The organism is Pseudoduganella sp. GW821-FHT12E03 (genome assembly GCF_058807115.1).
In genome coordinates, this window is record NZ_JBXAQJ010000006.1 from 230,055 (window position 1) to 255,973 (window position 25,919).

Here is a 25,919-nt window from a genome sequence, read left to right on the forward strand (position 1 = left end):
TTTATAAGTTCCTGCTGACCTGGATGGCCCAGTGGTAAGCCTGTAGCAGGCTGCGCCACCAGGTTTCATGGTCCAGTTCAAGATCGCGCAAGGCGCTGCTGTCCGGACGGTCTTGTTCTACCACCTTCAGCAATTCGCCAAACGGCCCGGCGCGGTCCAGCAGCGCCATCACCACATCGAGATCGAGACTGAGCGCGCTGACGATTTCCGTCATCGGCATGCCCAGCAACACGTCCAGCAGCGAAAACACGCCGGTGACAAACGCCATGTCCTGCTGGTCGCGGTCGCCGCCGCGCAATTTCACCAGCGCTTCCATTTGCGCCGCCCGCACGGCCGCCAGCGGCAACAGCGGATTGGCGCCGCCATCATCTTGCTGGCGCGCGTACAGCAGCAGTTGCAGCCAGCGCTGCAACTGGCGGCGGCCCAGCACATTGATGGCCTGGCCGAAACTGTGGATCGGGGAACTCAGGGCAAAGGCGGCGGAATTGACCACTTTCAGCAAGTGATACGACAGCGCCGGGTCTTGCTTCATCAGGATTTCCAGCTCGCGCGAATCGGCGTCGCGCGCCAACAAGGCCAGCAGCGCCAGCAGGCGCTTGCGCGACGTGCCGTCGGCCGGCGCCGCGCCCAGGTCAGGATGGCGCGCATGGTCGCCGCAAAACAGGGTCAGGCCGGCCGCCTTGGCCGCGTCGTGGCGCACCTGCGTATCGACCTTCAGCGCCAGGTGCGGGCCGGACATCGTCAGCATCGCCAGTTCACTCGGCAGTTTTTCGCTGCAATCGAAGGCCATGCTGCGGATCCCGGCCTGGCCGGCATGGATGCCGCCCTCGCCTTCCACCAGCAGGCGGTAGCCCTGCTCCGCCAGTTGCTTGCATTTCTTTTGGCGCCCCGCATCCGTGCACGCGGACAGCGGCACCCGGAACATCACGGAGGACGACGGCAGCGAGCGCAGTTGCGCGGGATCGGTCACGGCCAGGTCAGGCGCCGCGACGATGCAATCGAGCGGCGCCAGCGCCGCCAACATATCGGGATAGCCGAACACCGTCTGCAACGCGTGCAGGGCATCGTCGGGTGTGGCCGCAATATCGAAAGCCAACGCCACCCATTCATGCTGGGCGTTCGTCACGGCTTTCAGGCCCACCAACGGAAACGGGCTCGGTTCAGGCAAAGACATCGGTATCTCGGGGTTGGTAGTGCCGGTAATGGTAAGTCAGATATTGACTATAGGCAATCAATTGCGTACCAGAAACAACACCACGTCATACAATTTAACAATCTATCCTCCGGGAATCCCGGAATGCCTGAATATATCAGAAATTGCCGAACAGACAGCCCAAGCACCAATTGTGTGCAATCGCCTAACGCTGATTATGTGCCGCCACTTGCAAATTGCACGGCATAACGAATGAGTTCCGCCTGCCCTTCGATGCCCAGCTTGCGCTTGATGTTGAGACGGTGGGTTTCCACCGTGCGTACCGACAAATCCAGGTCGCGCGCGATTTGCTTGTTGGAGTGGCCATTGGCGATGTGGCGCAGCACCTGGTGTTCGCGCGTGGTCAGCTGGTTGTCGATGTTTTGCGGCTTGGCCAGTTGGCGCGCCAGCGCCGCGCTGTAATAAATCCCACCCGACATGACGGTTTCGATCGCCACCACGATGTCCTTGCCCGGCGCATCTTTCAGCACATAGCCGCGCGCGCCGGCCGCAATCGCTTGCGACACATATTCCAGCTTGTCGTGCATCGACAGGATCAGGACCGCGATTTGCGGGAATTGCTGGCGGAATTGCGCGGTGGCCTCGATGCCGTTCCCGCCCCGCATATTTATGTCCATCAGCACCAGGTCAATGTCGACCTGCCGCGCCTGTTCCAGCGCTTCCTGTGCGCCGCCCGCTTCCGCCACCACCTGGAATTGCGGCATGGCCTCCAGGCGCGCCCGCAAGCCGTCGCGCACCAGCGGGTGGTCATCCACCAGCAGGATCTTGATCGTCATCTTTCCTTACCTTTCATTTTCGACCCGTGCCAGCACCACCGTGCCGGCCGGCGACGAACTGATATTAAACATCCCGCCAATCGCATCCATCCGCTCCATCATGTTGCGCAAGCCGATGCCCCGTTTCGGATGCACCGCGATGCCGGCCGCGTCAAACCCATGCCCATCATCGCTGATGCGCAGGGTCACGCCGCGCTGTTCGCCGGCCAGGCTGATTTCAATATGGCTGGCGCTTGCGTGGCGCTCGATATTGGTCAGCGCTTCCTGCGCGATGCGGAACAGCACGGTATTGGCCACGTCCGGCAAATCTTCCGTGCACCCTTCCGCCGTGAACAGCACCGGGATGCCGCTGCCCTGGCGCACTTCTTCCGCCAGGTGTTCCAGCGCGGCCGCCAGCCCCAGGTCGTCGAGGATGGCGGGACGCAGGTTGTGCGAAATGCGGCGCACTTCCCCCATCACGTTATTCAATTGTTCGGCCGTGTGTTCAAACACGGCCAGCGCCGATTCGCGCTGTTCCGGCCGGGTTGCCGTCCCGTTGCCCAAGCGGATAATCCCCGCTTCGATCTGCAGCTTGATCGACACCAGCCATTGCGAAATGCCGTCGTGCAGGTCGCGCGACAGGCGCGCCCGTTCTTCTTCCTGCGATTCCACCACCCGCTGCGCCAGCACCTTCAGCTTGGCGTCCGCCACCCGCGACTCGCTGATGTTGAGCGCCAGCCCGGACGTGCCCACCACCACGGCCGCCGCCGTGGCAATGATGGCGATCCACAGCATGGTGTTCTGGATATTGCCCTGCTGCTGGATGTCGATCAGCGCCAGGGCGCGGTCGACATCATCAAGGTAAATGCCGGTGCCCATCATCCAGCCCCAGTTTTCCAGCTGGATGACATAACCGAGCTTGCGCTCCGGCTTGTGGCTCGATGGCTTGACCCAGTAATAGCGTTCGAAGCCGCCGCCGTTCCTGGCGCGCGCCAGCAAGCGCTGGATGGTCGGCACGCCTTCCTGGTCGCGCAATTCATACAGGTTCTGGCCCACCAGTTCCGGCTGGCGCGGATGCATCAGCGAACGGCCTTGCAGGTCATACACGAAGAAATAGCCATCGTCGCCAAAGCTCAGGCTTTCCAGGATGCGCTTGGCTTCGTCCAGGGTGGCGGGGTCGCTGCGGCCGGAATCAACCAGGCGGGCAATCGAATGCCGGGCCAGCGTGACGTAGTGCTTGAGCTCCGCTTCCTTGCTGGCCAGGTAGGCGCGCTGGATGGTGTCGCGCTGCTGCTGCGCCAGGATGGCGGCCTGGTGCTGCACGGCCCAGGCGATCGCGCACAGGGCCAGGATCAGCGGCGCGATGGCGAGGAAGATGACTTTCTGGCGTAGCTTCATGGCCGAATTCTACCCCCGGCGGCCGCTTCACCGCTCCGTATTACTACTTACCGGACTGCGTAGTGCTGCGCTTGTGGCAGTTATACCCCTCCTGAATACTTGTCATCAGCAATAAAAACAACATCGACAACACCACTTGGAGGAAAAACATGAATCCACTAATGAGCCGGGCCGGCTGGGCAGCGCTGTCGCTGCTGGGCGCCGCGTCCATGGGCGTGATTGCACTGAAGCGGGGAGAAAGCATCAACGCGGTATGGATCGTGGTGGCGGCAGTCTGCGTCTACCTGATCGCTTACCGCTTCTACAGCAAGTTCATCGCCGAAAAAGTCATCGGGCTGGACGAGCGCCGCATGACACCGGCGTACAAATTCAATGATGGACTGGACCACGTCCCGACCAACAAGAACGTGCTGTTCGGCCACCACTTTGCCGCCATTGCCGGCGCCGGCCCGCTGGTCGGTCCGGTTCTGGCCGCGCAAATGGGTTACCTGCCCGGCATGCTGTGGATCCTGGCCGGCGTGGTCTTCGCCGGCGCGGTGCAGGACTTCATCATCCTGTTCATTTCCATGCGCCGCGACGGCCGCTCGCTGGGCGACCTGATCAAATCCGAACTCGGTCCCATCCCCGGCAATATCGCCCTGCTCGGCACCTTCATGATCATGGTGATCATCCTGGCCGTGCTGGCGCTGATCGTCGTGAAAGCACTGGCGCATTCGCCATGGGGCAGCTTCACCGTGATGGCCACGATTCCCATCGCGCTGTTCATGGGCGTGTATACCCGCTATATCCGCGTGGGCCGCATCGGCGAAGTGTCGGTCATTGGCTTCGTGCTGCTGATGCTGGCCATTATCGGCGGCCAGTATGTGCAGGAAAATCCGGCGCTGGCGCCGATGTTCACCTTCACCGGCACCGAGCTGGTGTGGATGCTGGTCGGCTATGGCTTCGTTGCTTCGGTGCTGCCGGTATGGCTGCTGCTGGCGCCGCGCGATTACCTGTCGACGTTCCTGAAAATCGGCACCATTGTCGGCCTGGCGCTGGGCATCCTGATCGTGGCCCCTACCCTGCAAATGCCGGCCGTGACCAAGTTCATTGACGGCACCGGCCCGGTCTGGGCGGGCAACCTGTTCCCGTTCCTGTTCATTACCATTGCCTGCGGCGCCGTCTCCGGCTTCCACGCGCTGATTTCGTCCGGCACCACGCCGAAGATGATTGAAAACGAAACCCACGCCCGCTTCATCGGCTATGGCGCGATGCTGATGGAATCGTTCGTCGCCATCATGGCGCTGGTGGCGGCATCGACCATCGATCCCGGCATCTACTTCGCCATGAACAGCCCGGCCGCGCTGCTGGGCACCACGCCGGAAGCGGCGGCCCAGGTGATTGCCGGCTGGGGCTTCCACATCACGCCGGAAATGCTGGTGCAGACCGCCAAGGACGTCGGCGAAACCTCGATCATTTCCCGCGCCGGCGGCGCACCAACGCTGGCGGTCGGCATGGCGCACATCCTGTCGAACGTCATCGGCGGCAAGGCCATGATGGCGTTCTGGTACCACTTCGCGATCCTGTTCGAAGCGCTGTTCATCCTGACCGCCGTCGATGCGGGCACCCGCGCCGGCCGCTACATGCTGCAAGACTTGCTGGGCGCGTTCCATCCATCGCTCAAGGATTCCAACAACACCGTGGCCGGCCTGGTGGCCACCGCGTTGTGCGTGGCGGCCTGGGGCTACTTCCTGTACCAGGGTGTGGTCGATCCGCTGGGCGGCATCAACACCCTGTGGCCGCTGTTCGGCATCGCCAACCAGATGCTGGCCGGTATCGCGCTGATCCTCGCCACCTGCGTACTGTTCAAGATGAAGCGCGCGAAGTTTGCGTGGGTCACCATGGTGCCAACCGCCTGGCTGCTGCTGTGCACCCTGACGGCCGGCTACCAGAAGATCTTCGACGCCAATCCGAAAGTCGGCTTCCTGGCGCACGCCGCCAAGTACAGCACGGCCATCGCCGAAGACAAGGTGCTGGCGCCGGCCAAGTCGATGGCGCAGATGCACCAGATCGTGTTCAACGATTACCTCGATGCGTCGCTGGCGGGCTTCTTCATGCTGGTGGTGCTGTCGGTGCTGTACTTCGGCATCCGCACCGCGCGGGCGGCCCTGGCCAATACCAGTCCGAGCGCCAATGAAAGCCCGATGGTGGCGATGCCTGCGGTGCAGTGATGTTTTCCGAACTGGTCCAGGCCGGCGTGCAAGCCGGCCGCTACCTCGGGCAAAGCATGCGGCTGATGGTGGGCTTGCCCGAGTATGACGCCTACGTGGCGCATCACGAAAAGACCCATCCGGACTTGCCGATGATGAGTTACGAAGAGTTTTTCCGCGAACGCCAGGAAGCCCGCTACGGCGGGGCCGGCAAACGTGGCGGCTGTTGTTAATCCTTAGAAATGTCCCCTTTATGCCCTGGTATCCCTGCCGGGGCATTTTTTTAAAGCAAACTCTGCCTTTCCCTGGGGTCAGACCCCAAATGTGACAAAAGTGGACATTCCCGAGCGAAAAATGTCCACTTTTGTCATAAATGGGGTCTGACCCCGGAGTAGGACATAAAGGCGGACACAACCGTAACGTTAGATAAAAATCAACGTGTCAAAGTTCCCGACAGATATATTTTCCTAACGGAATTGTGGGCCGGGACCTATGCTCAGCTTTGAACGCTCCGGCTTGAGCCGGAAACTCACCATGATCAGCGCCTGGTCGACCGGCAGCGCCTTGCTGCTGGCGTTTGCCGTGTTCGCGGCCACGCACGTGTCGAGCCAGTTGCAGCAAGAGCGCCGCCAGTTGCACACGCTGGCCGGCACCGTTGCGGCCAACAGTTCCATTGCGCTGCTGTATGTCGATCCGTCGCAAGCCAACCAGGTGCTGGCGCTGGCCAACTTCGATGGCCGCGACGACATCCGGCAAGTGGTTTTGTTCGACCGCGACGGCAAGCTGCTGGCGCGCAGCACCATGCATGATGACGGCCCCGCCGCGCCGCCCGACCTGGAATTGCGGCGCCTGCAGGATATCGGCAAGGCCGGTGAACATGAATTTTCCGGTCCGGTATGGGCGCCGGGATTGCGCCTGTACCGGGGCGTGCACTTCCAGCAAGACCAGGTCGGCGCGGTGATGCTGGAAGCGGGATTGCCGCACATGTGGTGGGGCGTGCTGCTCAACCTGGCGGGCGGCGTGCTGGCCACCGTGCTGTCTTTTGCGTGCGCGCTGTGGCTGGCGCGCCGCTTCCGCGACGGCATCGCCGAGCCCATCGCCAGCCTGATCGCCGCCGCCCGCCAGGCCGCCGATGGCCAGCCCGGCGCACGGCTGCAGCACAACCGCACCGATGAACTGGGCGCGCTGCTGGACAGCTTCAACGACATGCTGGTGCAAATGGCCAGCCGCGATGCGCGCCTGGCGCAATCGCGCGACCAGCTGGAGCGGCAAGTATCGGTGCGCACCGAGCAGCTGGAGAAAGCCAAGAATGCGGCGGAAGCCGCGAGCCAGGCCAAAAGCGCGTTCCTCGCCACCATGAGCCATGAAATCCGCACGCCGATGAACGGCGTGCTGGGCATGACGGAATTGCTGCTGTCCACGCCGCTGACCGACGTGCAGCGCCATTACACGGAAATGGTCAAGCGCTCTGGCGAACACTTGCTGGTCATCATCAACGACATCCTGGATCTGTCCAAGATCGAAGCGGGGAAACTGACGGTGGAATACATCCATTTCAATTTCCGCGAACTGCTCGATGACATCGACCAGGTGTTTACGCCGCAGGCGCACGCGAAAGGCATCGCGCTGGAATTCGCCATCGCCAACGATATCCCGGTCGCCATTTGCGGCGATCCGAACCGGCTGCGGCAAGTGCTGTTCAACTTGCTGGGCAATGCCATCAAATTCACCGAAACCGGCAAGATCACCGTGAAAGTGGCGGCCACCAGCGAAGATACGCAAAGCGTGGACTTGCGCTTTGAGGTGCACGACACCGGCATTGGCGTCTCGCGCGAAGCACGCGGCCGTATCTTTACCTCGTTTTCGCAGGCCGACGGCTCCACCACGCGCAAGCATGGCGGCACCGGGCTGGGCCTGGCGATCTCGAAACAGCTGGTGGAACTGATGGGCGGCGCGATCGGCATCGAGCACGCGCTGACACAAGGGTCGATCTTCTGGTTTGCGCTGCGCTTCGATAAACGCCGTGTCGATGACACCGGCGGCAGTGAAACGGCATTGGGCAAGCGCGCGCTGGTGGCCGACCCGCTGCCGGAAAACCGCCTGTTGCTGGAACGCCAGCTGGCGCGCTGGCAAATCCAGGTCGACTGCGCGGAATCAGCCGATGCGGCGCTGCGCATGCTGGCGGACAGCGCGGCGCGCGGCCATCCCTATGACGTGGCGCTGCTCGACATGGACTTGCGCCCGGGCAGCGGCTTGATGCTGGCGGCGGAAATCAACGCCGATCCCGCGATGGCCGGCGTGCGCCTGCTGTTACTGGCCAGCGAACGCAATGCGGCCGACACGGTGCAGCGGCGCGAAGCGGGCGTGGCGTTCCAGCTGATCAAGCCGCCGCGCGCCTGCGATTTGTATGAGTGCATCGTTACGCCGCTGCGCGCCGGCGCCGCTGCGCGCGCCGTCCACGCCGCGCCGTCCACTGGTGCGGCCATCACTATCACGCCGGGCACCAGTTCGGCAACAACGCCCGCCACGGCGGCGGCAATTGCGGCCACGATTGCCGGCGTGACGCCGGACGCAACGCTCACCGCCGCCACGGCCTGCGCCGGTTCCGCAGCCGCCGCAACACCAGGAGGCGCGGCGCGGCAGGGCAAACGCCGCAAGGTGCTGCTGGCCGAAGACAATCCCGTCAACGTGCAAGTGGCGTCGGCCATGCTGCAAAGCCTGGGGCTGGACGTGCGCTGCGCCGGCAATGGCGCCGAAGCGCTCGATGCCGTGCGCACCGGCCGGTACGACGCGGTGCTGATGGATTGCCAGATGCCGGTCATGGACGGCATGGCCGCCACGCTGGAAATCCGCCGCCACGAACAGTTGCAAGGCGGCGCGCGCCTGCCAGTGGTGGCCATCACGGCCAATGCGCTGCCGGGCGATCGCGAAACCTGCCTGGCGGCGGGCATGGACGACTACATCAGCAAGCCATTTACCCGGCAGGGCCTGGGCGAGACGCTGGCGCGCTGGATACGGTTGCCGCGCATGACGGCGCAACGGACGGCGCAGGATCCGGCCGGACCACCGGCTGTCCAGAGGCCGCCATCGGGCAACGTACCGGCCGCATCGGCCGCACCTGCGGCATTTGCCGCATCGACCACATCGTCCATATCGTCCACATCTGCCGCACCTGGCGCGCCCGCCATGCCAACTGCGCCAGACTCCCCCGGTTCGCTGCCCGGCCACCACGCCCCGGAAGGTTCCGGCCAGGCCAGTGGCGCCGGCAGCCCGCTGAATCCGCGCGCGCTCGACAACATCCGCGCGCTCGGCACCGGCAATGGCAAATCGCCCTCCCTGCTGCGCCGCGTGGTGCAAGCGTATCTCGATGACACGCCCCGGCAGCTGGCCGGCCTGCGCGCGGCGCTGCGGGACAACCAGCCCGACACCCTGCGCCGCATCGCGCACAGTCTGAAATCCGGCACCGGCAACATCGGCGCGGACGCGCTGGCCACGATGTGCAAAGACCTGGAACACCTGGGCCAGGCCCATACCACCGAAGGCGCACCGGCCCTGCTGGCCGGCATGGAACGGGAGTTTGAAACAGTGCGGCGCGCCCTCTGCACTGTCCTGGAAAAGGAGCCCTGATATGGCTGCGCTACACCGCCCCTCCCGTGGTACCGTGCTGGTGGCAGACGATGACCCCGTCATGCGCCTGCTGATGCTGGAAATGCTGGCCCAAGTGGGACTCGACGCCGTCGAAGCGGAAGACGGCGCCGCGGCGCTGGCGCGCTTCCGGCAAATCCGTCCCGACCTGGTCCTGCTTGATGTCGACATGCCCGGCATGGATGGCTATGACGTGTGCCGCGCCATCCGCGCGCAGGATTATGGCAGCGCCGTCCCCATCATCATGGTGACCGGCAGCGACGACGTGGAAGCCGTCACCCAGGCCTATGAAGAGGGGGCGACCGACTTCGTGTCGAAACCGATCAACTGGCCCATCCTCGGACACCGCGTGCTGTACGTGCTGCGCGCCAGCGATGCCATTGCGCGGCTGCGCGTGGCCGACGCCCATAACCGCGCCGTGCTGGCCGCGATTCCCGACACGTTTTTCCGCCTGAACCGCGACGGCTATTACCTCGATTACGAACGGGGCCAGGATAACAGCGTCCAGACGCGTGGCGACGCCTGCGTCGGCCGCCACATCAGCGACGTGCTGCCGCCGCTGATTGCCGCGCAAGTGCTGGAACAGGTGCATGCCGTGCTGTCCACGCAGACGGTACGGGCGCTCGATTATGAGCTGCAGCACAGTGGCGACGGCAACGATGGCGCCGGCGTGCGGCATTTCGAAGCGCGCCTGGTCGCCACCGGCGCGGGCGACGTGCTGGGCCTGGTGCGCGACATCAGTGAACGCAAACGCACGGAAGAACAAATCCGCCGCCTCGCCTATTGCGACAGCCTGACCGGCATCCCCAACCGCCAGGCCTTCCTGGAAACACTGGAGCGCGAGCTGACCCGCTCGCGCCAGCTCGGCAACAATTTCGCCGTGCTGTTCATGGACCTCGATGCCTTCAAGCGCATCAACGACACCTTGGGCCACGACGTCGGCGACCTGCTGCTGAAAGCCGTCTCGGAGCGGCTGCATGACACCATCCGTCCCGGCGACACCGTCACGCGCGCGCAGCAAGGCGATTTCCCGCCCGGGAACCTGGCGCGCCTGGGTGGCGATGAATTCACGATCCTGATCCCCGACCTCGAAAAAGTCGACAGCGCGCTGGCCGTGGCGCAGCGTGTCAAGGATGCCATGCGGCGCCCGTTCCAGCTCGACGGGCATGAGATTTTTGTCACGGCCAGCATTGGCATTTCACTGTATCCGCAAGATGGCGAGGACAGCAGCTCGCTGCTGAAATTCGCGGACACCGCGATGTACCACGCGAAAAACCTGGGCAAGAACAATGCGCAGCTGTACAGCTCATCGCTGACGATGCAGATCATGAGCCACGTGAAACTGGAAACCGGCTTGCGCAAGGCGCTGCAAAACGATGAACTGTATTTGCTGTACCAGCCGCAAGTCGATGTCGCCAGCTCGCAGGTGGTGGGAGTGGAAGCGCTGGTGCGCTGGCGCCACCCGGAACACGGCATCATGCCACCCAATGATTTCATTCCGCTGGCCGAGGAAACCGGCTTGATCGTGCCGATCGGCGCCTGGGTATTGCGCACCGCGTGTGTCCAGGCGCGCCTGTGGCAAGACGTCTGCCGCCGGCCCATCCGGCTCGCCGTCAACCTGTCGGCGCGCCAGTTCAAGGATGAAAACCTGGCGCAGACCGTGCTGGCCGCGCTGCAGGAATCCGGGCTGGAGGCAGGTTTACTGGAACTGGAGCTGACTGAAAGCACGCTGATGGATGATGCGCGCGCCACCCTGGTCATGCTGGAACAGTTGCGCGGCATCGGCGTGCTGCTGTCCATCGATGATTTCGGCACCGGCTATTCGTCGATGAATTACCTCAAGCGCTTTGACGTGCACACGCTGAAGATCGACAAGACCTTCATTTCCGGACTGCCGCAGGATTCGGAAGATGCCGCCATCACGCGCGCCATCATCGCGCTGGGACATGGCTTGCGCATGGTGGTGCTGGCCGAGGGGGTGGAAACCGAAGAACAGTTTTCACTGCTGGAGCAATTTGGTTGCGACCTGGCCCAGGGTTTCCACCTGGGCAAACCGTCCACCACGGAAGCGATTACGCAAATGCTGAAGATACAGCGGGCGCCGATTGCGCGGCAGGCTTGATGATTCAATCGCCGCGGGCCAGCATGGCGGCTTTGCCTTCGGCAAAACCGCCCTACCTGTCGCCCCCTGCCTGCAAGGCCACAACACCAAAACGCCCCACATCGGCAAAACCCGTAGGGCGGTAAGCCGCAGGGTTGCCGCCATGCCCGCAACCCTGCAGCTTACAGCACCCGCTCCGCCCTCAACACGGCAATCTCCGTCTCGCCATACCCCAGTGACCGCAGCACCTCGTCATTGTGCTCGCCCAACCCCGGCCCCATCCAGTGCGTGTGACCGGGCGTTTCCGACAGCTTGGGTGAAATCGCCGGCAGTTTGACCGGCGTGCCATCGGCAAACTGGTGTTGCTCGAACATGTTGCGGGCCAGGAATTGCGGGTCCGTCATCATGTCGCGGACCGAATAAATCTTCCCGACCGGGACATCGGCCGCCTGCAGGATCGCCAGCGCCTCATCGATGGTTTTGGTATCGCACCAGGCCTGGATTGCGCCATCAATGTCGCTGGTCCTCGCCACGCGGCCATCGTTGCGCTCCATTTGCGCATCGTTGGCCATGTCGTCGCGACCGATGGCCAGCATCAGGCGCTTGAAGATCGCATCGCCGTTTCCGGCGATGACGACGTTGTCGCCATCCCTGGTGGTGTAGGTATTCGATGGCACGATGCCCGGCAGCGCGCCGCCGGTGCGTTCACGCACCACGCCCGCATGGTCGAACTCCGGCACCAGCGACTCCATCAGGTTGAACACGGATTCGTACAGCGCCACATCGACCATCTGGCCCTGACCCTGTTCGCGCCCGCCGGTGGCGTCGCGGTGGCGCAGCGCCATCATGGCGCCGATCACGCCGTGCAAGGCCGCCACGGAATCGCCGATCGACACCCCCACCCGCACCGGCGGACGGTCCGCGTGGCCGGACACGTAGCGCAAGCCACCCATCGATTCGCCAATCGCGCCAAAACCCGGCTGGTCTTTCATCGGGCCGCTCTGGCCGAAACCGGATAGGCGCACCATGATGGTGGACGGTTTTTCCGCCTTGAGCTGTTCATAGCCGAGCTCCCATTTTTCCAGCACGCCGGGACGGTAGTTTTCAATGATGATGTCCGCCTGCAGCGCCAGCTCCCTGGCGATGGCGCGGCCACGGGCATCCTTCATGTTCAGGGTGATGCTTTTCTTGTTGCGCGCCTGCACCGACCACCACAGCGACGTGCCGTCTTTCAGCACGCGCCATTTGCGGATCGGATCGCCGTCGCCGGGCGCTTCCACCTTGATGACTTCGGCGCCGAATTCGGCCAGCATGCGGGCGCAAAACGGGCCCGCGATCAAGGTGCCGAGTTCCAGGACTTTGATGCCCTTCAGAGGGCCATGGGTAGGTTTGGGTTGGTTGGTTTGTTCGTTCATGTGCTGCGGCGGTCGAGCATGGCGCGCGCGATGGTGCCCGCGTCCACATATTCGAGCTCGCCGCCGACCGGCACGCCACGCGCCAGACGGCTCACCTTCAGTCCGCGCGCCTTCAGCATCTCGCTGATGTAATGCGCGGTGGCTTCGCCTTCGTTGGTAAAATTCGTGGCCAGCACCACTTCTTCGACCACGCCATCATGGGCGCGGCCGACCAGCTTTTCCAGGTGGATGTCTTTCGGACCGATGCCGTCAAGCGGCGACAGGCGGCCCATCAGGACAAAATACAGGCCCTTGTAGGTCAGGGTCTGCTCGATCATCATCTGGTCGGCCGGGGTTTCCACCACACACAGCATGCGCCGGTCGCGCTCTTCATCGCGGCAAGTGCCGCATACCTCGTCTTCCGTGAAGGTATTGCACAGCGCGCAATGGTGCACCGCTTCCACCGCCTGGTACAGGGCGCGCGACAACATGGCCGCGCCTTCGCGGTCATGCTGCAGCAAGTGGAATGCCATGCGCTGTGCGGATTTGGGTCCGACACCGGGCAGGCGGCGCAAGGCCTCCGTCAGGAATTCCAGCGATTTGGCCATCAGTGCTGCTTGAACTGGCTGAGGATCTCGGCCGTCATGGTCGGCACGAATTCAGTGATGGTGTAACTGGCGACACCCGCTTCATTGAACGGATCGAGTTCGATCACGGCTTCAATATCGGCTTTGCTGTCGGCCGTGGCGATGATGACGCCCCCGGTTCGGGGCACCATGCGGCCGGACATCAGGAACATGCCATTGTCATATTGCTCGCGCAGGTATTCCCGATGCGCCGCCAGGAGCGCATCGATCTCCTCCGCAGGCTTCAGGTATGTGAGCGAGATGATAAACATGGCTTTTATTGACTTAGAAAGGCATCTTGAAGCCGGCTGGCAAATTCATGCCGGCGGTCAGGCCGCTCATTTTTTCAGCGGACGTCGCTTCGGCCTTGCGCACGGCGTCGTTGAACGCGGCGGCAACCAGGTCTTCCAGCATGTCCTTGTCGTCGGCCAGCAGCGACGGGTCGATCGACACGCGCTTGACGTCGTTTTTGCAGGTCATGACGACCTTCACCAGGCCTGCGCCGGACTGGCCTTCCACTTCGATGGAACCCAGCGCGTCCTGGGCTTTTTTCATGTTGTCCTGCATTGCCTGCGCTTGTTTCATCAGGCCAGCCAGTTGGTTTTTCATCATGGTGAGATTCTCCTAAATGTCAGTATAGCGATTCTTCGCGAAATGGTGCCTGATACCAGCGGTGTCAGGCGCCACACTTATGTCAGTGCGCGGGCGGCGCCGGTGGCGGCACAATCGAACCTGGCACCACAAAGGCGCCAAATTCCCGGATCATGCTCTTGATAAACGGGTCATTGGCCACGGTGTCCTCGGCGGCGCGCTGCAGCGTTTCGCGATACGCCTGCGCTTCCACGCTGGTCGTGTACCAGACCGGACCCAGTTCGGTTTCCACCCGGATCGGGCGGTTAAAACGTTCCGTCAGCGCCGCCGCCAGTTTTTCCACATTGGGGGGCGTGCGCCAGGTTTCAATCGGCACCCGGACAAAAAATTGCGCCGAGGCCGTGCCCTCCGGCACGCATTTGATCAATTCCGCCTGCGTCGCCAACTGCTGCGCCACGCCGCGCAGCGGCAGGCGGGCCGCCAGCGCCGGCCAGTTGCCATCCCAATCGAGCTCGGGAACCGGCGTCACCACGTATGCATACGGTGGCTTGACCGGCGCGCGCACCGGCGCCTGTTGCACGGGTGCGGGGGCGTCAGCCTGCGGCGAGGCAACAGCGGTATCGTCGGAGAATTCGGTTACCCACGGCGGCAAGTCATCATCCGGCGCCTGCTGGCGGGCCTGCACGCGCGGCGGCGCTTCCAGTACCGCCGTGTCGCCACCGATCGCGGGACGGCCATCGTCCCATGGCGGCGTGGCGGCCTGCGCCGGCGCCGCATCTTCCCATGGCGCCGGCTGCGCGGCTTGCGCCACTGGACGGCCCTGGCCCATCGCCTGGCCTGCCGCTGAATTCAGCCCGGATGGAGCGGGCGCCATTCCCTGGCCCGAAGCCGTATGCATGGCTTGCCCGGACGGGCCGTGGCCCATTGCCTGGCCTGCCGCCGAACTCATGACTGGCCCGGATGATGCCTGGCCCATGGCCGAAGGCTGCATGGCGGCGCCGGCCGGCGCTGCCGGCTGCCCTTGCGGGACAGGCGGAGCAGGACGGGCCGGCGGCGTCTTGATACCGGAGGCGGCGCGCGCGGCCTGCAGCGCGGCCTGAATCGCGGCCTTCGCCGGACTCATCGGGGCTGCGGCCGCCTGCGGCTGGGCCGCGGCGGCGCCTTGCGGCGGCTGGTATTGGGCAGGCGCTGCGCCCTGCTGGCCTGGATTCTGCCCGGGATGTTGCGCCTGAGCGGCGCCCGGGGTCCCCGGTTGAGCCGGATACTGGCCCGACGCTGCGCCGTGCGCAGGCTGCGCAATCGCGGCAGCCGGTGCGGCCGCCTGCAATGCTTGCGCCGCCATCGCACCAGCCGGCATGCCCGGCGTTACGGATGCATGGCTGGCGGTGGCCATGGCCGCGGCACGGGCCGGGGCCGGCGCCGCGCCGGACAGCCCTGCCGCCGCAGCCGCGGCGCGCGCCGCACCGGGGCCACGCGCTACCGCAGCGCCGGTTGGTGCTGCCGGGATCCCTTCGGCGCCACCGACGCCGGGACGAAAGGCCAGCATGCGCAGCAACGTCATCGAGAAGCCCGCATATTCATCGGGCGCCAGGCCCAGTTCATTGCGGCCATGGACGGCAATCTGGTAATACAACTGCACTTCTTCCGCATCGAATTCGCCCGCCAGGCGTACGATGTCCGCATATTCCGGCAAATCGGCGGGAACGGCGGCCGGGACCGTCTGCGCCAGCGCGATCCGGTGCAACAAGGTGCCCAGGTCTTGCAGCGCGCCGTTATACGACAGGCTGCGCGACGCCATTTCATCGGCCACGGCCAGCAAATCGGCGCCATCCTGTTTCGCCAGCGCATCGAGCAGGCGCACCAGGTACGACTGGTCCAACGCGCCCAGCATGCCCTGCACCGAATCCAGCGTGACTTCGCCGGCGGCATAGGCAATCGCCTGGTCGGTCAGCGACAGCGCATCGCGCATCGAGCCGTGCGCGCCCTGCGCCAGCAGGCGCAGCGCCGGCTGTTCAAAGTGGACTTCTTCCTGGCCGAGGATATTGGCCAGGTGGCCGACGATGTGCCCGGGCGGCATCTGCTTCAAATTGAATTGCAGGCAGCGCGACAGCACGGTCACGGGAATTTTTTGCGGATCGGTGGTCGCCAGGATGAATTTCACGTGCTCCGGCGGCTCTTCCAGCGTTTTCAGCATGGAATTGAACGCGTGGTTGGTCAGCATGTGCACCTCGTCGATCATATAGACCTTGAAGCGCGCATTCGACGGCGCGTACACCGCCTGCTCCAGCAACTGCGCCATTTCATCGACGCCGCGGTTGGACGCCGCGTCCATCTCTATATAGTCAACGAAGCGGCCGCCATCGATGGCCTGGCATGCTTCGCACTTGCCGCACGGCGTGGCGGTGATGCCGCCGGCGCCATCGGGACCGGTACAGTTGAGCGACTTGGCCAAAATCCGGGACAGCGTGGTCTTGCCAACGCCGCGCGTGCCGGTAAACAGGTAGGCGTGATGCAGCCTGCCCGTGTTCAGCGCGTGCGTGAGCGCGCGCACGACGTGCTCCTGGCCGACGAGCGTTTCAAAGTTCCGGGGACGGTATTTGCGAGCGAGGACTTGATAAGACATGCGGGCAATTTTACCACGCACGGCTGCCGGGACTTCGGCAATGTTGCTGCAAGAGTATGGATGTAAAAAAAGCTGCACTGGGCAGCTTTTTTTGAATTCAGAGGCGAGCCTGATCTGCGGCACTTGCGGTGAACGGCTGTGGCTGCTTCGTTCCCGACCTGACCAGGTTGACCATGCCACAATGCGCAGGGGCCCGCCGGGTGCAATTATACCCGCTCTGGCGCAATCGTGGGAGAGCGAACTTGATTGCGCCGCAGAGCCCCTGCCTTAGATCCCCAACTCTTGCCAGATCGTATCCACCCGGGCCTTCACTTCCGGCGTCATGGCGATGGTCGTGCCCCACTCCCGGTTGGTCTCGCCCGGCCATTTATTGGTGGCGTCGATCCCCATCTTGCTGCCAAGTCCACTCACGGGCGAGGCAAAGTCCAGGTAATCGATCGGCGTGTGATCGACCAGCGTGGTGTCGCGGGTCGGGTCCACGCGCGTGGTGATGGCCCAGATCACTTCCTTCCAGTCGCGGATGTCGACATCTTCATCGACCACCACGATAAACTTGGTATACATGAACTGGCGCAGGAAGCTCCACACGCCAAACATCACGCGCTTGGCGTGACCGGCATATTGCTTGCGGATTTGCACCACCGCCATGCGATAGCTGCACCCTTCCGGCGGCAGGTAGAAGTCGGTAATTTCCGTAAACTGTTTTTGCAGCAGCGGCACGAACACTTCATTCAGCGCCAGCCCCAGCACGGCCGGTTCATCCGGCGGTTTGCCGGTATAGGTCGAGTGGTAAATCGGGTCGCGCCGCATGGTAATGCGGTCGATGGTAAACACCGGGAACCAGTCCTGCTCATTGTAATAACCGGTGTGGTCGCCATACGGGCCTTCCAGCGCATGTTCATAGCCGGACGGGTGGTTTTCATCCGGATAGATATGCCCTTCCAGCACGATTTCCGCCGATGCCGGCACGCGCAATTCACTGCCGATGGCTTTCACGAGTTCCGTGCGGCTGCCGCGCAGCAGTCCGGCAAACTGGTATTCCGACAAGGTATCGGGCACCGGCGTCACGGCGCCCAAGATGGTGGCGGGATCGGCACCCAGCGCCACCGCCACCGGATACGGTTGTCCCTTGCTTTGCACCGCGTGTTCGCGGAAATCCAGCGCACCGCCCCGGTGCGCCAGCCAGCGCATGATGACTTTATTACGCCCCAGTACTTGCTGGCGGTAGATGCCTAAATTCTGGCGCTTCTTATTGGGTCCCTTGGTGATCACCAGGCCCCACGTAATCAGGGGCGCGATATCGCCCGGCCAGCAATGCTGGATCGGCAAGCGCGCCAAATCCACATCATTACCTTCCCAGACGATTTCCTGGCAAGGCGCGCCGCGCATCTCTTTCGGCGACATATCCCAGACCGCCTTCACCAGCGAGCCCATGCCCATTAAATCCTTGAATCCCTTGGGCGGTTCCGGTTCTTTCAGGCGCGCCAGCACATGGCCGATCTTGCGCAATTCGCTGACATCTTCCGCTCCCATGCCCAGCGCTACGCGGCGCGGCGTACCGAACAGGTTACCCAGCACCGGCATGGTGTGACCGGTGGGATTTTGGAACAGCAAAGCGGGTCCGCCGGCCCGCAAAGTGCGGTCGCAGACTTCAGTCATCTCCAAATTCGGGGAAATCGGGGTTAAAACAGGCTTAAGTTCGCCCATTCGTTGCAGTTGAGAAATAAAATCACGCAGATCGGTGTACTTCATACTTTTTTACGATTTTTTCGCTTTCGCAAGCTGTATTGAGGTTTTTCAGACAAGTGTTTGATTTTATTAGTTTTTGCTGCACTGCATGGCAAAATTCTATATCAAAAAGTTATAAAGAATGCGTTTGTTAGTATTGACGTGATATAAAACGGCTTCTACAATTCGCCTTACTTGAACAGGGGACATGGCAAGATCGCCAACATAGTTGTCACCCATTCATTCACCGGAGTCGGGGCTCCACAAACATTTTAAGGAGTGTTTTCACAAGGCGTCTGCCTTAACCCCCGGGAAAAGTTGTATTGCGGACTGTTCCGCTTACCTGCACAGGCATCAGGTAGCAACAGCTCAGGCAAGCAATGATGGCGTTCCACGGCTGCTCACGGCAGCGTTGAACGATGATATTTCTGATGCACGGCATTGGCACATCAATAAAAACAGCTGCATTCAAAATGCGGCGGGGATGCGCTCGTTACGGACATTTCAGGGGAGTTCTATGACTAATCGCACTACCGGGGTGGCACTTGCCGCCCGCCAGTTGGCCTCGGTGGCCAATGGCATGGCGAAGGCGCGCGTTACCGTACGCAGCGTGCTGACCACCTTTCACCACACCATGACGATTTGCGGCGTGACCGCACTGGTCATACTTGCAGTACTGTACGTCCGCCCGGACCTGGCTCATGCCCTGAGCAAGACCCTGGCGCCTCAACAGGCAGAGGCATTGGCTACCGTAACGGCCCCGCCCCTGACCGCGCTGATGGAAGCGCCCGCCGCCCAACCGGCAGCGGAAACACAAATGACGGCAGAAGAAAAGAAGTTGATGGGTTCGAAAAAGCAGCAAGAGTGGGTCACCACCTGGCTGTCCAAGCGTTACCGTGTCGCCACCGACGCCACCAACATGCTGGTGTCGACGGCGTACCTGACGGCGCGTGAAATCAAACTGGATCCGCTGCTGATCCTGGCCGTGATGGCGATCGAATCCGGCCTGAATCCGTTCGCGGAAAGCCCGATGGGCGCGCAAGGCTTGATGCAAGTGATGTCGAAGGTGCACCACGACAAATTCCAGGACATGGGCGGCGTGCAAGCCGCACTGAACCCGGTGGCCAACATCCGTGTCGGCTCGCTGATCCTGAAGGATTACGTGACCCGTGGCGGTTCCGTCGAAGCCGGTCTGAAATCGTATGTCGGCGCCGCCGCGTTCGAATCGGATGATGGTTATGGTTTCAAGGTCCTGGCCGAGTACAAGAAGCTGCAACAGGTTTCCACCGGCAAGAAAGTGCCGACCACCAATCCGGTCATGGTCGCCACCCCTGCCCCGGCCGTGAAAACCGCCGAACCGGCGGTGGCCGCTGCGAAAATGCCTGATTCGCAACTGGCTGGCCTGTAAGCCCGATCTGCCTGGATCAAAAAACCGCCTCCGGGCGGTTTTTTTCATGGGCCGGTAGATTGCGCTGGAATGTGGGGCGGTCTTGCCGAAGGCAAAGCCGCCATGCGTGCGCCACCGCGCCGTTTTTGCGCCGCAGATAGTGGCGATTCAGGCAGCGTGGACATCCAGCGCGGCCCGCACCCCGCCACCCTCGACATTGGCAATCCGCACGGCGATGCCGGCCCGCGCCCCCAGCCGGTGCGCGATCGACAAACCCAGTCCGTGACCGGGACTGCCATCGCGCCGCGCGCCCGCCTGGCCCAGCTTGCCGGCCACCTGCGCGTCGAGTCCCGGCCCTTCATCCCGCACCACCAGCCAGCCCGCTTCTATATATATGTGCAAAGCGCCGCCGCCCGCGTGGCACGCCGCATTGGCGACCAGGTTATCGAGCAGGATTTCCAGCGATGGCGCATGGCAGTGACCCTGCGCGCCAGGCGGCACGTCGACCTGCACGTCGAATGCGGCGCTGTCGAGCAAATGCGCATGGCGGATCACCGCTCGTTCCACCAACGGCAGCAACGGCACCGCTTGCGCCGCCCAGTCGTCCTGCTCTTCGCGAGCCAGCGCCAGCAAGGTACGAACGGACTGGCCCATCTGCGCGCAGGCGGCGCGGATGCGCTGTACCTGTTCCATGGCCATCGCCGGCAGCGGCTGCTGCGCCAGCAGGTAGCCGGCCCCTTCGGCCACCGCCAGCGGCGTACGCAATTCATGGCTGGCGTCGCGCGTAAAATGCTGTTCCCGCTCGATAAACGCGGCGGTACGCGCCCACGATTGTTCCAGCGCCGTGGCCAGCGCCCCGGTTTCATCGGCCGGAAACGCTTGCGCAAAGCCCTGCGGCAATTGCCCCGGTTCGGCTGCCTGCGCCAGTTGCGACAGACGCTGCAACGGCGCCGTCACCCTGCGCGCCAGCCACCAGCCGGCGCCGGCCGTGACGACCATGATCAGGACCGCGCCGCCGCCCAGCACCGACAGGATGAAGGGCAAGCGTGGGCGCACCACCAGTTCACTACTGACTTCCGCCACCAGCCAGGCGTCACGTCCGGCCAGGCTCAGACGCCGCACATGGTAATGCCGCCCCTGCTCGCCATAAAATTCACCGCCCCGCCGCGCTTGCGGCTGGCGCGCCAAATCCGGCGGGAACGCCGCCACCTCACTATATATAGAGATCGCTTCATTAAACGGTGCGGCCCACTGGCCCGCCGCCTGCACGCTGCGCTGCTGGTGCGCCACTTCCCGCTCCAGCATGCGGTCGAAAAAGCGGTCTTCCACCGTGTACACGAACAGCAGGCAAAACAGGCTGAAACACAGGGCCGCCAGCAGCGCCACCAGCACAAAGGCGGTGACCAGCTTGCGGCGCAATTGCGGACGGTGGACGGTCATGAGTCCTCGCCGGTGGCGGTGGGAGCGGCGGCAGGGGTGGTGGCGGCGTCGAGCCGGAAGCCGACACCGTGCACCGTCAGCAGCATCGGCTGCCCAAACGGTTTATCGAGTTCCAGCCGCAACTGGTACAAATGGGTGCGCAGCGCGTCGGAATCGGGCGGGTCGTCGCCCCACAGGGTGCGCGTCAGTTCGGAGCGGCTGACCACGCGGGGATGGGCTTCGGCCAGCGCCAATAAGATCTGGTAGCCGGCCGGCTGCAAGTTCAGTGCGCGCCCGGCACGCACCGCTTGCCGGGTACGGCGGTCCAGCACCAACGATCCCACCGCCAGCACATTGTGCTGGTGGCGGCACGCCAGCGCGCGGCAGCGGGCCAGCAATTCTTCCATGGCAAAGGGTTTGACCAGGTAATCGTCGGCGCCGCAGGCAAACCCTTCCAGCTTGTCGGCCAGGGTATCGCGCGCCGTCAGCATCAGCACCGGCACCCGGCGGCTTTGCCGTTCGCGCAGGCGGCGGCACAGTTCCAGGCCATCGATGCCGGGCAAAGCCAAGTCCAGCACCAGCAAATCATAGTCATGCGCCAGCGCCAGGCGCAGCCCCTGTTCGCCATCGGCGGCGAAATCCACGCTGTCGCCCTGCCCTTCCAGCGCATCGGCCAGGTTGCGCGCCAGCGGCGCATGGTCTTCCACCACCAGGATGTGCATCGTACCCCTGTCTTGAATTAATATCGGGCCAGCCACTGCAGCTTGAGCGCATCGGCCAGGCGCCAGTCCATGGCCGCCACCAGCGCATGCAGCAGCAACAGCGAACGGTCGTGGTGCGGCACGCGCTGCTGCACCGCGCGCGCGGCATCCCAGCCATCGGCGTGAAATGCCGCCAGGATGTGCACGCTGTATTCTTCCGCAGTGAGATGACGCGGCGCCGGCGTATAGCCGAGCGCCTTCACCATGGCTTCCGCCACCGACCATGTCGACCACGGATTCTGCCCGGTCACGAGGCGGCCGTCCACCACCGTCGTATCAACAAACAGCGGGCCGGCGGAAAATCGAGCGCCCAGTTCCCGCGCCCGGTCTTCCAGCAGCCAGGGAAAACGCTGGCGCGCATCCTTCATCAACAACAATTCCTCGGCATTGGAAAAGCCCGTCATGCGCCGCCCCGCCACCAGCGGCGTCCCATCGGCCAGCCGCGCGCCCAGCAGCGCCGCCGGGCCATGGCACACGGCGCCCACCACGCCATGCCCGGCAATGGCGCCGGCGATGCGCGCCACGTCCGGATTACCGGGAAAATCAAACATGGCGCCCTTGCCGCCGGCGAAATAAACAGCGCCGTAGCGGGCCGGGTCGACCTGCGCCAGCGCCAGGCTGGACTTCACCTTGCGCTGCGCGGCGGGGTCGTTGAGGAAAGCGTAATCGGCGTCGCCCATGTCGTCCGGGTCGATACGGGCCGGTGGTTCGCCGCCCCGGGGCGACGCGATGTCGACCTCGAACCCGTTGGCGCTGAATACGTAATAGGCGCGCGACAGTTCGGTCAATTCATAGCCGGCTTTCTTTACGCCGCCGGGAAAATGCGAAGCGCTGCTGACAACGATGAGGATGCGGCCGCGCTGCGGGGCCGTTGCCTGTTGCAGGTAAGACAAGCTGGCAGGGGTCGCGCTGCGGTTGGCCGGCGCCACCGCGTCAAGCCGGTAGCCTTGCGCGTAGAGGAACAGCGCCCCGGCCAGCAGGGCCGCCAATGCGGCAAGCCAACCGGCCGCGCGCAGGAATGCAGGTAACCTTTTGCGTAACATTTGAGCCTCCATAAGCATATGAAGGCGCCATGCTGGTCCCGCCGGTGTGAAATGGATGTGAAGTTATTTCCAGAAGCCGTGATGCGGCACGGCCGCCTCGTCTTCCAGCAGCGGCCCCACCACGCCGATCGGCCGCTGGCCGCGCGCAAACACTTCGCGGCAAGGCAGCGAAAAGGTCGGGTTTTCCGGGTGCGCGCCCGTCAACCCCAGCAAGGTATGTTCCGACAGCGCATAGACCACGCGCCCCACGTTGGTCCAGTACACGGCGCCGGCGCACATGCAGCACGGTTCCGCACTGGTAAACAGCGTGGCCTTCGCCATTTGTTCCGGGCTGAGGACCTTGGCCGCCGCCGCCACCGCCAGCAATTCCGCGTGCTGGGTCGGATCGCCGGGCGGCATCGAGTTATTGCCGGCCCGCGCCACCACAGTGCCATGTTCATCGGCCACCAGCGCGGCAAACGGGTGGCGGCCCCGGTCGCGCGATTCGGCGGACAAGGTGATGGTTTCGCGCAGCAGCGCGAGGTCGGTCGGGTTCAGGGATGCCGTGCTCATGTTATATGTCTCCGCTAATGGTCGCTATGCGGCCATCTTAGTCCCCCTTCCGGCCGCCACTATCACGCAAAGCCACCGGTCCCTATAAGCAAAAAGCCACCCCGGCAAGCGCCAGGGTGGCTTGTCACACCGGGGTCTGACCCCGATTATGACAAAAGTGGACATTTCCGAGGAGGGATGTCCACTTTTGTCACATTGGGGGTCTGACCCCGGTGGTGGACATTAACGCTTCTTGTCGGCGTCCACTTCGTCCGGACGCAATTTGCCGGCCAGCTTGTCCAGCACGCCGTTGACGTATTTGTGGCCATCGATACCGCCGAACGACTTGGTCAGTTCAACGGCTTCGTTGATGACGACGCGGTACGGGATTTCCGGGTGGTTCTTGAATTCGTACGCGCCGATCAGCAAGACCGCGTGCTCGATGGGCGACAGTTCGGAAATGCCACGGTCGACCAGCGACGCAAACGTTTCACGCAACTCGACCGAGTCGGCGATGGTGCCGCGCAGCAGGTTGGCGAAGAATTCCGCGTCCGCCTTTTCAAAGCCGTGCGCATTGCGGATGTTGTTGACGACCTTGGTCGACTCTTCATTGTTCAGCAGCCACTGGTACAGGCCTTGCAGCGCGAACTCGCGCGCGCGGTGGCGCGGCGTGCGGCTCTTGCTTGGATTGGCGTGGAGGGATTTATCGGTCATGTTGTTACCTGTCTTAAAAATGGAAAAAGACCGCCAGCCGGTTGTTAACCATGGCCGCGGTCTTCTTGGGCCAAAAGCTTACTCGTCGTAGCCGGCGTCTTGCTGCAATTCTTCCAGTGCGATGGACAGATTGGCCATCTCCACCGCCACGCGGGCAGCATCCGCGCCCTTGACCGCCATGCGCACTTCCGCCTGCTCGTCATTTTCCGTGGTCAGGATGGCGTTGGCGATCGGAATGCCGAAGTCCAGGCTGATACGGGTCACGCCCGCGCCGGATTCATTCGACACCAGTTCGAAGTGGTACGTTTCGCCGCGGATGATGGCGCCCAGCGCGATCAATGCGTCGAATTGCTGGGATTCAGCCAGCTTTTGCAGGATCAGCGGTACTTCCAGCGCGCCCGGCACGGTCACGTGCAGCACGTCTTCGTCCGCCACGCCCAGGTGTTTCAGTTCCGCCAGGCATGCGGACAGCAAGCCGTGGCACACGTCTTCATTGAAACGGGCCTGGACGATACCGACGCGCAGACCTTCGCCGGACAAATTGGTTTCGTAGCTTCCTACAGTCATGGCAGCCCCTTATAGAAATAGTATGTTATTTGATCAGACGGTTAATTGGCCGGCTTGGCCACGTAGCCCGTCACTTCCAGGTCGAAACCAGTCGTCATGGATGGCATCTTACGCGGGCTGGCCAGCAATTTCATCTTGCGCACGCCAACGTCGCGCAGGATTTGCGCGCCGATACCGTAGCTGCGCAAGTCCATGCTGGCAGCGCGGCCTTGCGGACGCTGCGCCGGCTGGTCCAGCGCGGCGAACTGCGAGAAGAACTGCTCGGCGGTTTCTTCGCAATTGAGCAACACCACCACGCCTTGCGGCGATTCCTTGATGGCTTTCAGCGACGATGGCACCGTCCACGAGTGGGTGGTGGCTTCCGATTCCAGCAAATCCAGGATCGATACCGGCTGGTGCACGCGCACCAGCGATTCCTGCGCTTCCTCCATTGCGCCATGCACCAGCGCCAGGTGGGCGGAACCGGTTGGCGTGTCGCGGAAGGCGATCATGCGGAAGTCGCCCGCCGCCGTCTTCAGGGTGCGTTCCGCCACGCGCTCGACGATGCACTCGTTGCGGCTGCGATAGTGGATCAGGTCGGCAATGGTACCGATTTTCAAATCATGTTCTTTTGCAAACTCCAGCAAGTCCGGCAGGCGCGCCATGGTGCCGTCGTCCTTGACGATTTCGCAAATCACCGACGCCGGGGTCAAGCCCGCCATGGCGGTCAGGTCGCAGCCGGCTTCGGTATGGCCGGCGCGCATCAGCACGCCGCCTTTGACGGCGCGCAGCGGGAAAATGTGGCCCGGCTGGACGATATCGGATGGTTTTGCATTTTTTGCCACGGCCACTTCAATGGTCTTGGCGCGGTCGGCGGCGGAAATGCCGGTGGTAACGCCTTCCGCGGCCTCGATCGATTGCGTGAAGTTGGTGCCGAACGAGGTGCCATTGCGGGCCGTCATCATCGACAAGTCCAGCTGCCTGCAGCGCTCTTCCGTCAGGGTCAGGCACACCAGTCCGCGCGCGTACTTGATCATGAAATTGATGGCTTCCGGCGTCACGAAGTCCGCTGCAAGCACCAGGTCGCCCTCATTTTCACGGTCTTCCTCGTCCACGAGAATGACCATGCGGCCTGCGCGCAATTCGGCAACAATTTCTTCGGTGCTGGAGATAGACATTGCTTATCCTTGATTTCGAGTTTCCTTAACCCTCTATTTTAAAGGATTTGGCGCATCTCAACCTGAATTCCCCCTCG

21 protein-coding genes and 1 other RNA gene are annotated in these 25,919 nt (G+C 63.2%); 5 read left to right on the forward strand and 17 right to left on the reverse strand.

Going from position 1 to position 25,919, the window contains the following annotated elements; genetic code table 11:
• Position 1: 1 nt before the first annotated feature.
• The 3 genes from AC1RRC_RS17180 to AC1RRC_RS17190 form a co-directional block, all read right to left on the reverse strand.
• Positions 2-1,174 (reverse strand): HDOD domain-containing protein, encoded by a 1,173-nt coding sequence (locus AC1RRC_RS17180; protein ID WP_493056733.1) that lies wholly within the window; start codon positions 1,172-1,174, stop codon positions 2-4.
• 194 nt (positions 1,175-1,368) lie between these two features.
• Positions 1,369-1,989 carry a response regulator gene (locus AC1RRC_RS17185; RefSeq protein WP_493056734.1) on the reverse strand — a complete coding sequence of 207 codons (621 nt, stop codon included), beginning with the start codon at positions 1,987-1,989 and terminating at the stop codon, positions 1,369-1,371.
• A 6-nt stretch (positions 1,990-1,995) separates the two neighbouring features.
• The gene (locus tag AC1RRC_RS17190) at positions 1,996-3,366 is read right to left on the reverse strand and encodes a cache domain-containing protein (protein WP_493056735.1); all 1,371 of its coding nucleotides are present in this window, start codon (positions 3,364-3,366) and stop codon (positions 1,996-1,998) included.
• Positions 3,367-3,515: 149 nt separating this feature from the next.
• On the opposite strand from AC1RRC_RS17190, the gene AC1RRC_RS17195 reads away from it, so the two are divergent.
• The 4 genes from AC1RRC_RS17195 (at position 3,516) to AC1RRC_RS17210 (ending at position 11,322) form a co-directional block, all read left to right on the forward strand.
• Entirely contained in the window at positions 3,516-5,576 is a 2,061-nt protein-coding gene (locus AC1RRC_RS17195) for a carbon starvation CstA family protein (protein ID WP_493056736.1), read from the forward strand.
• Positions 5,576-5,788, forward strand: a complete 213-nt coding sequence (locus tag AC1RRC_RS17200; RefSeq protein ID WP_493056737.1) for a YbdD/YjiX family protein — start codon at positions 5,576-5,578, stop codon at positions 5,786-5,788. The genes AC1RRC_RS17195 and AC1RRC_RS17200 overlap by 1 nt, the downstream gene beginning before the upstream one ends.
• Positions 5,789-6,089: 301 nt before the next feature.
• Positions 6,090-9,182 (forward strand): hybrid sensor histidine kinase/response regulator, encoded by a 3,093-nt coding sequence (locus tag AC1RRC_RS17205; protein ID WP_493056738.1) that lies wholly within the window; start codon positions 6,090-6,092, stop codon positions 9,180-9,182.
• 1 nt (position 9,183) lies between these two features.
• The gene (locus tag AC1RRC_RS17210; RefSeq protein ID WP_493056739.1) at positions 9,184-11,322 is read left to right on the forward strand and encodes a putative bifunctional diguanylate cyclase/phosphodiesterase; all 2,139 of its coding nucleotides are present in this window, start codon (positions 9,184-9,186) and stop codon (positions 11,320-11,322) included.
• Positions 11,323-11,483: 161 nt separating this feature from the next.
• Here AC1RRC_RS17210 and AC1RRC_RS17215 read toward each other — a convergent pair whose 3' ends face one another.
• From AC1RRC_RS17215 to ubiD, 7 genes are all read right to left on the reverse strand, one after another.
• Positions 11,484-12,716, reverse strand: a complete 1,233-nt coding sequence (locus AC1RRC_RS17215; RefSeq protein ID WP_493056740.1) for a CaiB/BaiF CoA transferase family protein — start codon at positions 12,714-12,716, stop codon at positions 11,484-11,486.
• A complete protein-coding gene (gene recR / locus AC1RRC_RS17220; protein WP_493056741.1) occupies positions 12,713-13,303 on the reverse strand; it encodes a recombination mediator RecR in 591 nt (196 codons plus the stop codon). Before recR ends, AC1RRC_RS17215 begins: the two co-directional genes overlap by 4 nt.
• A complete protein-coding gene (locus AC1RRC_RS17225; RefSeq protein WP_493056742.1) occupies positions 13,303-13,593 on the reverse strand; it encodes a YciI family protein in 291 nt (96 codons plus the stop codon). Before AC1RRC_RS17225 ends, recR begins: the two co-directional genes overlap by 1 nt.
• A 13-nt stretch (positions 13,594-13,606) precedes the next feature.
• The gene (locus tag AC1RRC_RS17230) at positions 13,607-13,933 is read right to left on the reverse strand and encodes a YbaB/EbfC family nucleoid-associated protein (RefSeq protein ID WP_493056743.1); all 327 of its coding nucleotides are present in this window, start codon (positions 13,931-13,933) and stop codon (positions 13,607-13,609) included.
• 82 nt (positions 13,934-14,015) lie between these two features.
• Positions 14,016-16,535, reverse strand: coding sequence for a DNA polymerase III subunit gamma/tau (gene dnaX, locus AC1RRC_RS17235; protein WP_493056744.1), 2,520 nt, complete (start codon positions 16,533-16,535; stop codon positions 14,016-14,018).
• Between the two features lie 99 nt (positions 16,536-16,634).
• Positions 16,635-16,733, reverse strand: an RNA gene (ffs, locus tag AC1RRC_RS17240) — signal recognition particle sRNA small type.
• Between the two features lie 69 nt (positions 16,734-16,802).
• Entirely contained in the window at positions 16,803-18,287 is a 1,485-nt protein-coding gene (gene ubiD / locus AC1RRC_RS17245; RefSeq protein ID WP_493056745.1) for a 4-hydroxy-3-polyprenylbenzoate decarboxylase, read from the reverse strand.
• 493 nt (positions 18,288-18,780) lie between these two features.
• On the opposite strand from ubiD, the gene AC1RRC_RS17250 reads away from it, so the two are divergent.
• Entirely contained in the window at positions 18,781-19,671 is an 891-nt protein-coding gene (locus AC1RRC_RS17250; protein ID WP_493056746.1) for a transglycosylase SLT domain-containing protein, read from the forward strand.
• Positions 19,672-19,818: 147 nt separating this feature from the next.
• Here AC1RRC_RS17250 and AC1RRC_RS17255 read toward each other — a convergent pair whose 3' ends face one another.
• From AC1RRC_RS17255 to ribBA, 7 genes are all read right to left on the reverse strand, one after another.
• Entirely contained in the window at positions 19,819-21,090 is a 1,272-nt protein-coding gene (locus AC1RRC_RS17255; RefSeq protein WP_493056747.1) for a sensor histidine kinase, read from the reverse strand.
• Positions 21,087-21,791 (reverse strand): response regulator transcription factor, encoded by a 705-nt coding sequence (locus AC1RRC_RS17260; protein ID WP_493056748.1) that lies wholly within the window; start codon positions 21,789-21,791, stop codon positions 21,087-21,089. Before AC1RRC_RS17260 ends, AC1RRC_RS17255 begins: the two co-directional genes overlap by 4 nt.
• A gap of 17 nt (positions 21,792-21,808) precedes the next feature.
• On the reverse strand, positions 21,809-22,873 hold the full coding sequence (locus tag AC1RRC_RS17265; protein ID WP_493056749.1) for a type 1 glutamine amidotransferase domain-containing protein: 1,065 nt from the start codon (positions 22,871-22,873) through the stop codon (positions 21,809-21,811).
• A 63-nt stretch (positions 22,874-22,936) separates the two neighbouring features.
• Complete coding sequence (locus AC1RRC_RS17270) at positions 22,937-23,425, reverse strand: nucleoside deaminase (protein ID WP_493056750.1); 489 nt, start codon at positions 23,423-23,425, stop codon at positions 22,937-22,939.
• Positions 23,426-23,647: 222 nt separating this feature from the next.
• Complete coding sequence (gene nusB / locus AC1RRC_RS17275; RefSeq protein ID WP_493056751.1) at positions 23,648-24,118, reverse strand: transcription antitermination factor NusB; 471 nt, start codon at positions 24,116-24,118, stop codon at positions 23,648-23,650.
• A gap of 78 nt (positions 24,119-24,196) precedes the next feature.
• Positions 24,197-24,685 carry a 6,7-dimethyl-8-ribityllumazine synthase gene (ribH, locus tag AC1RRC_RS17280; protein WP_154373735.1) on the reverse strand — a complete coding sequence of 163 codons (489 nt, stop codon included), beginning with the start codon at positions 24,683-24,685 and terminating at the stop codon, positions 24,197-24,199.
• A gap of 41 nt (positions 24,686-24,726) precedes the next feature.
• Positions 24,727-25,842, reverse strand: a complete 1,116-nt coding sequence (gene ribBA, locus AC1RRC_RS17285; RefSeq protein WP_493056753.1) for a bifunctional 3,4-dihydroxy-2-butanone-4-phosphate synthase/GTP cyclohydrolase II — start codon at positions 25,840-25,842, stop codon at positions 24,727-24,729.
• Positions 25,843-25,919: the final 77 nt, after the last annotated feature.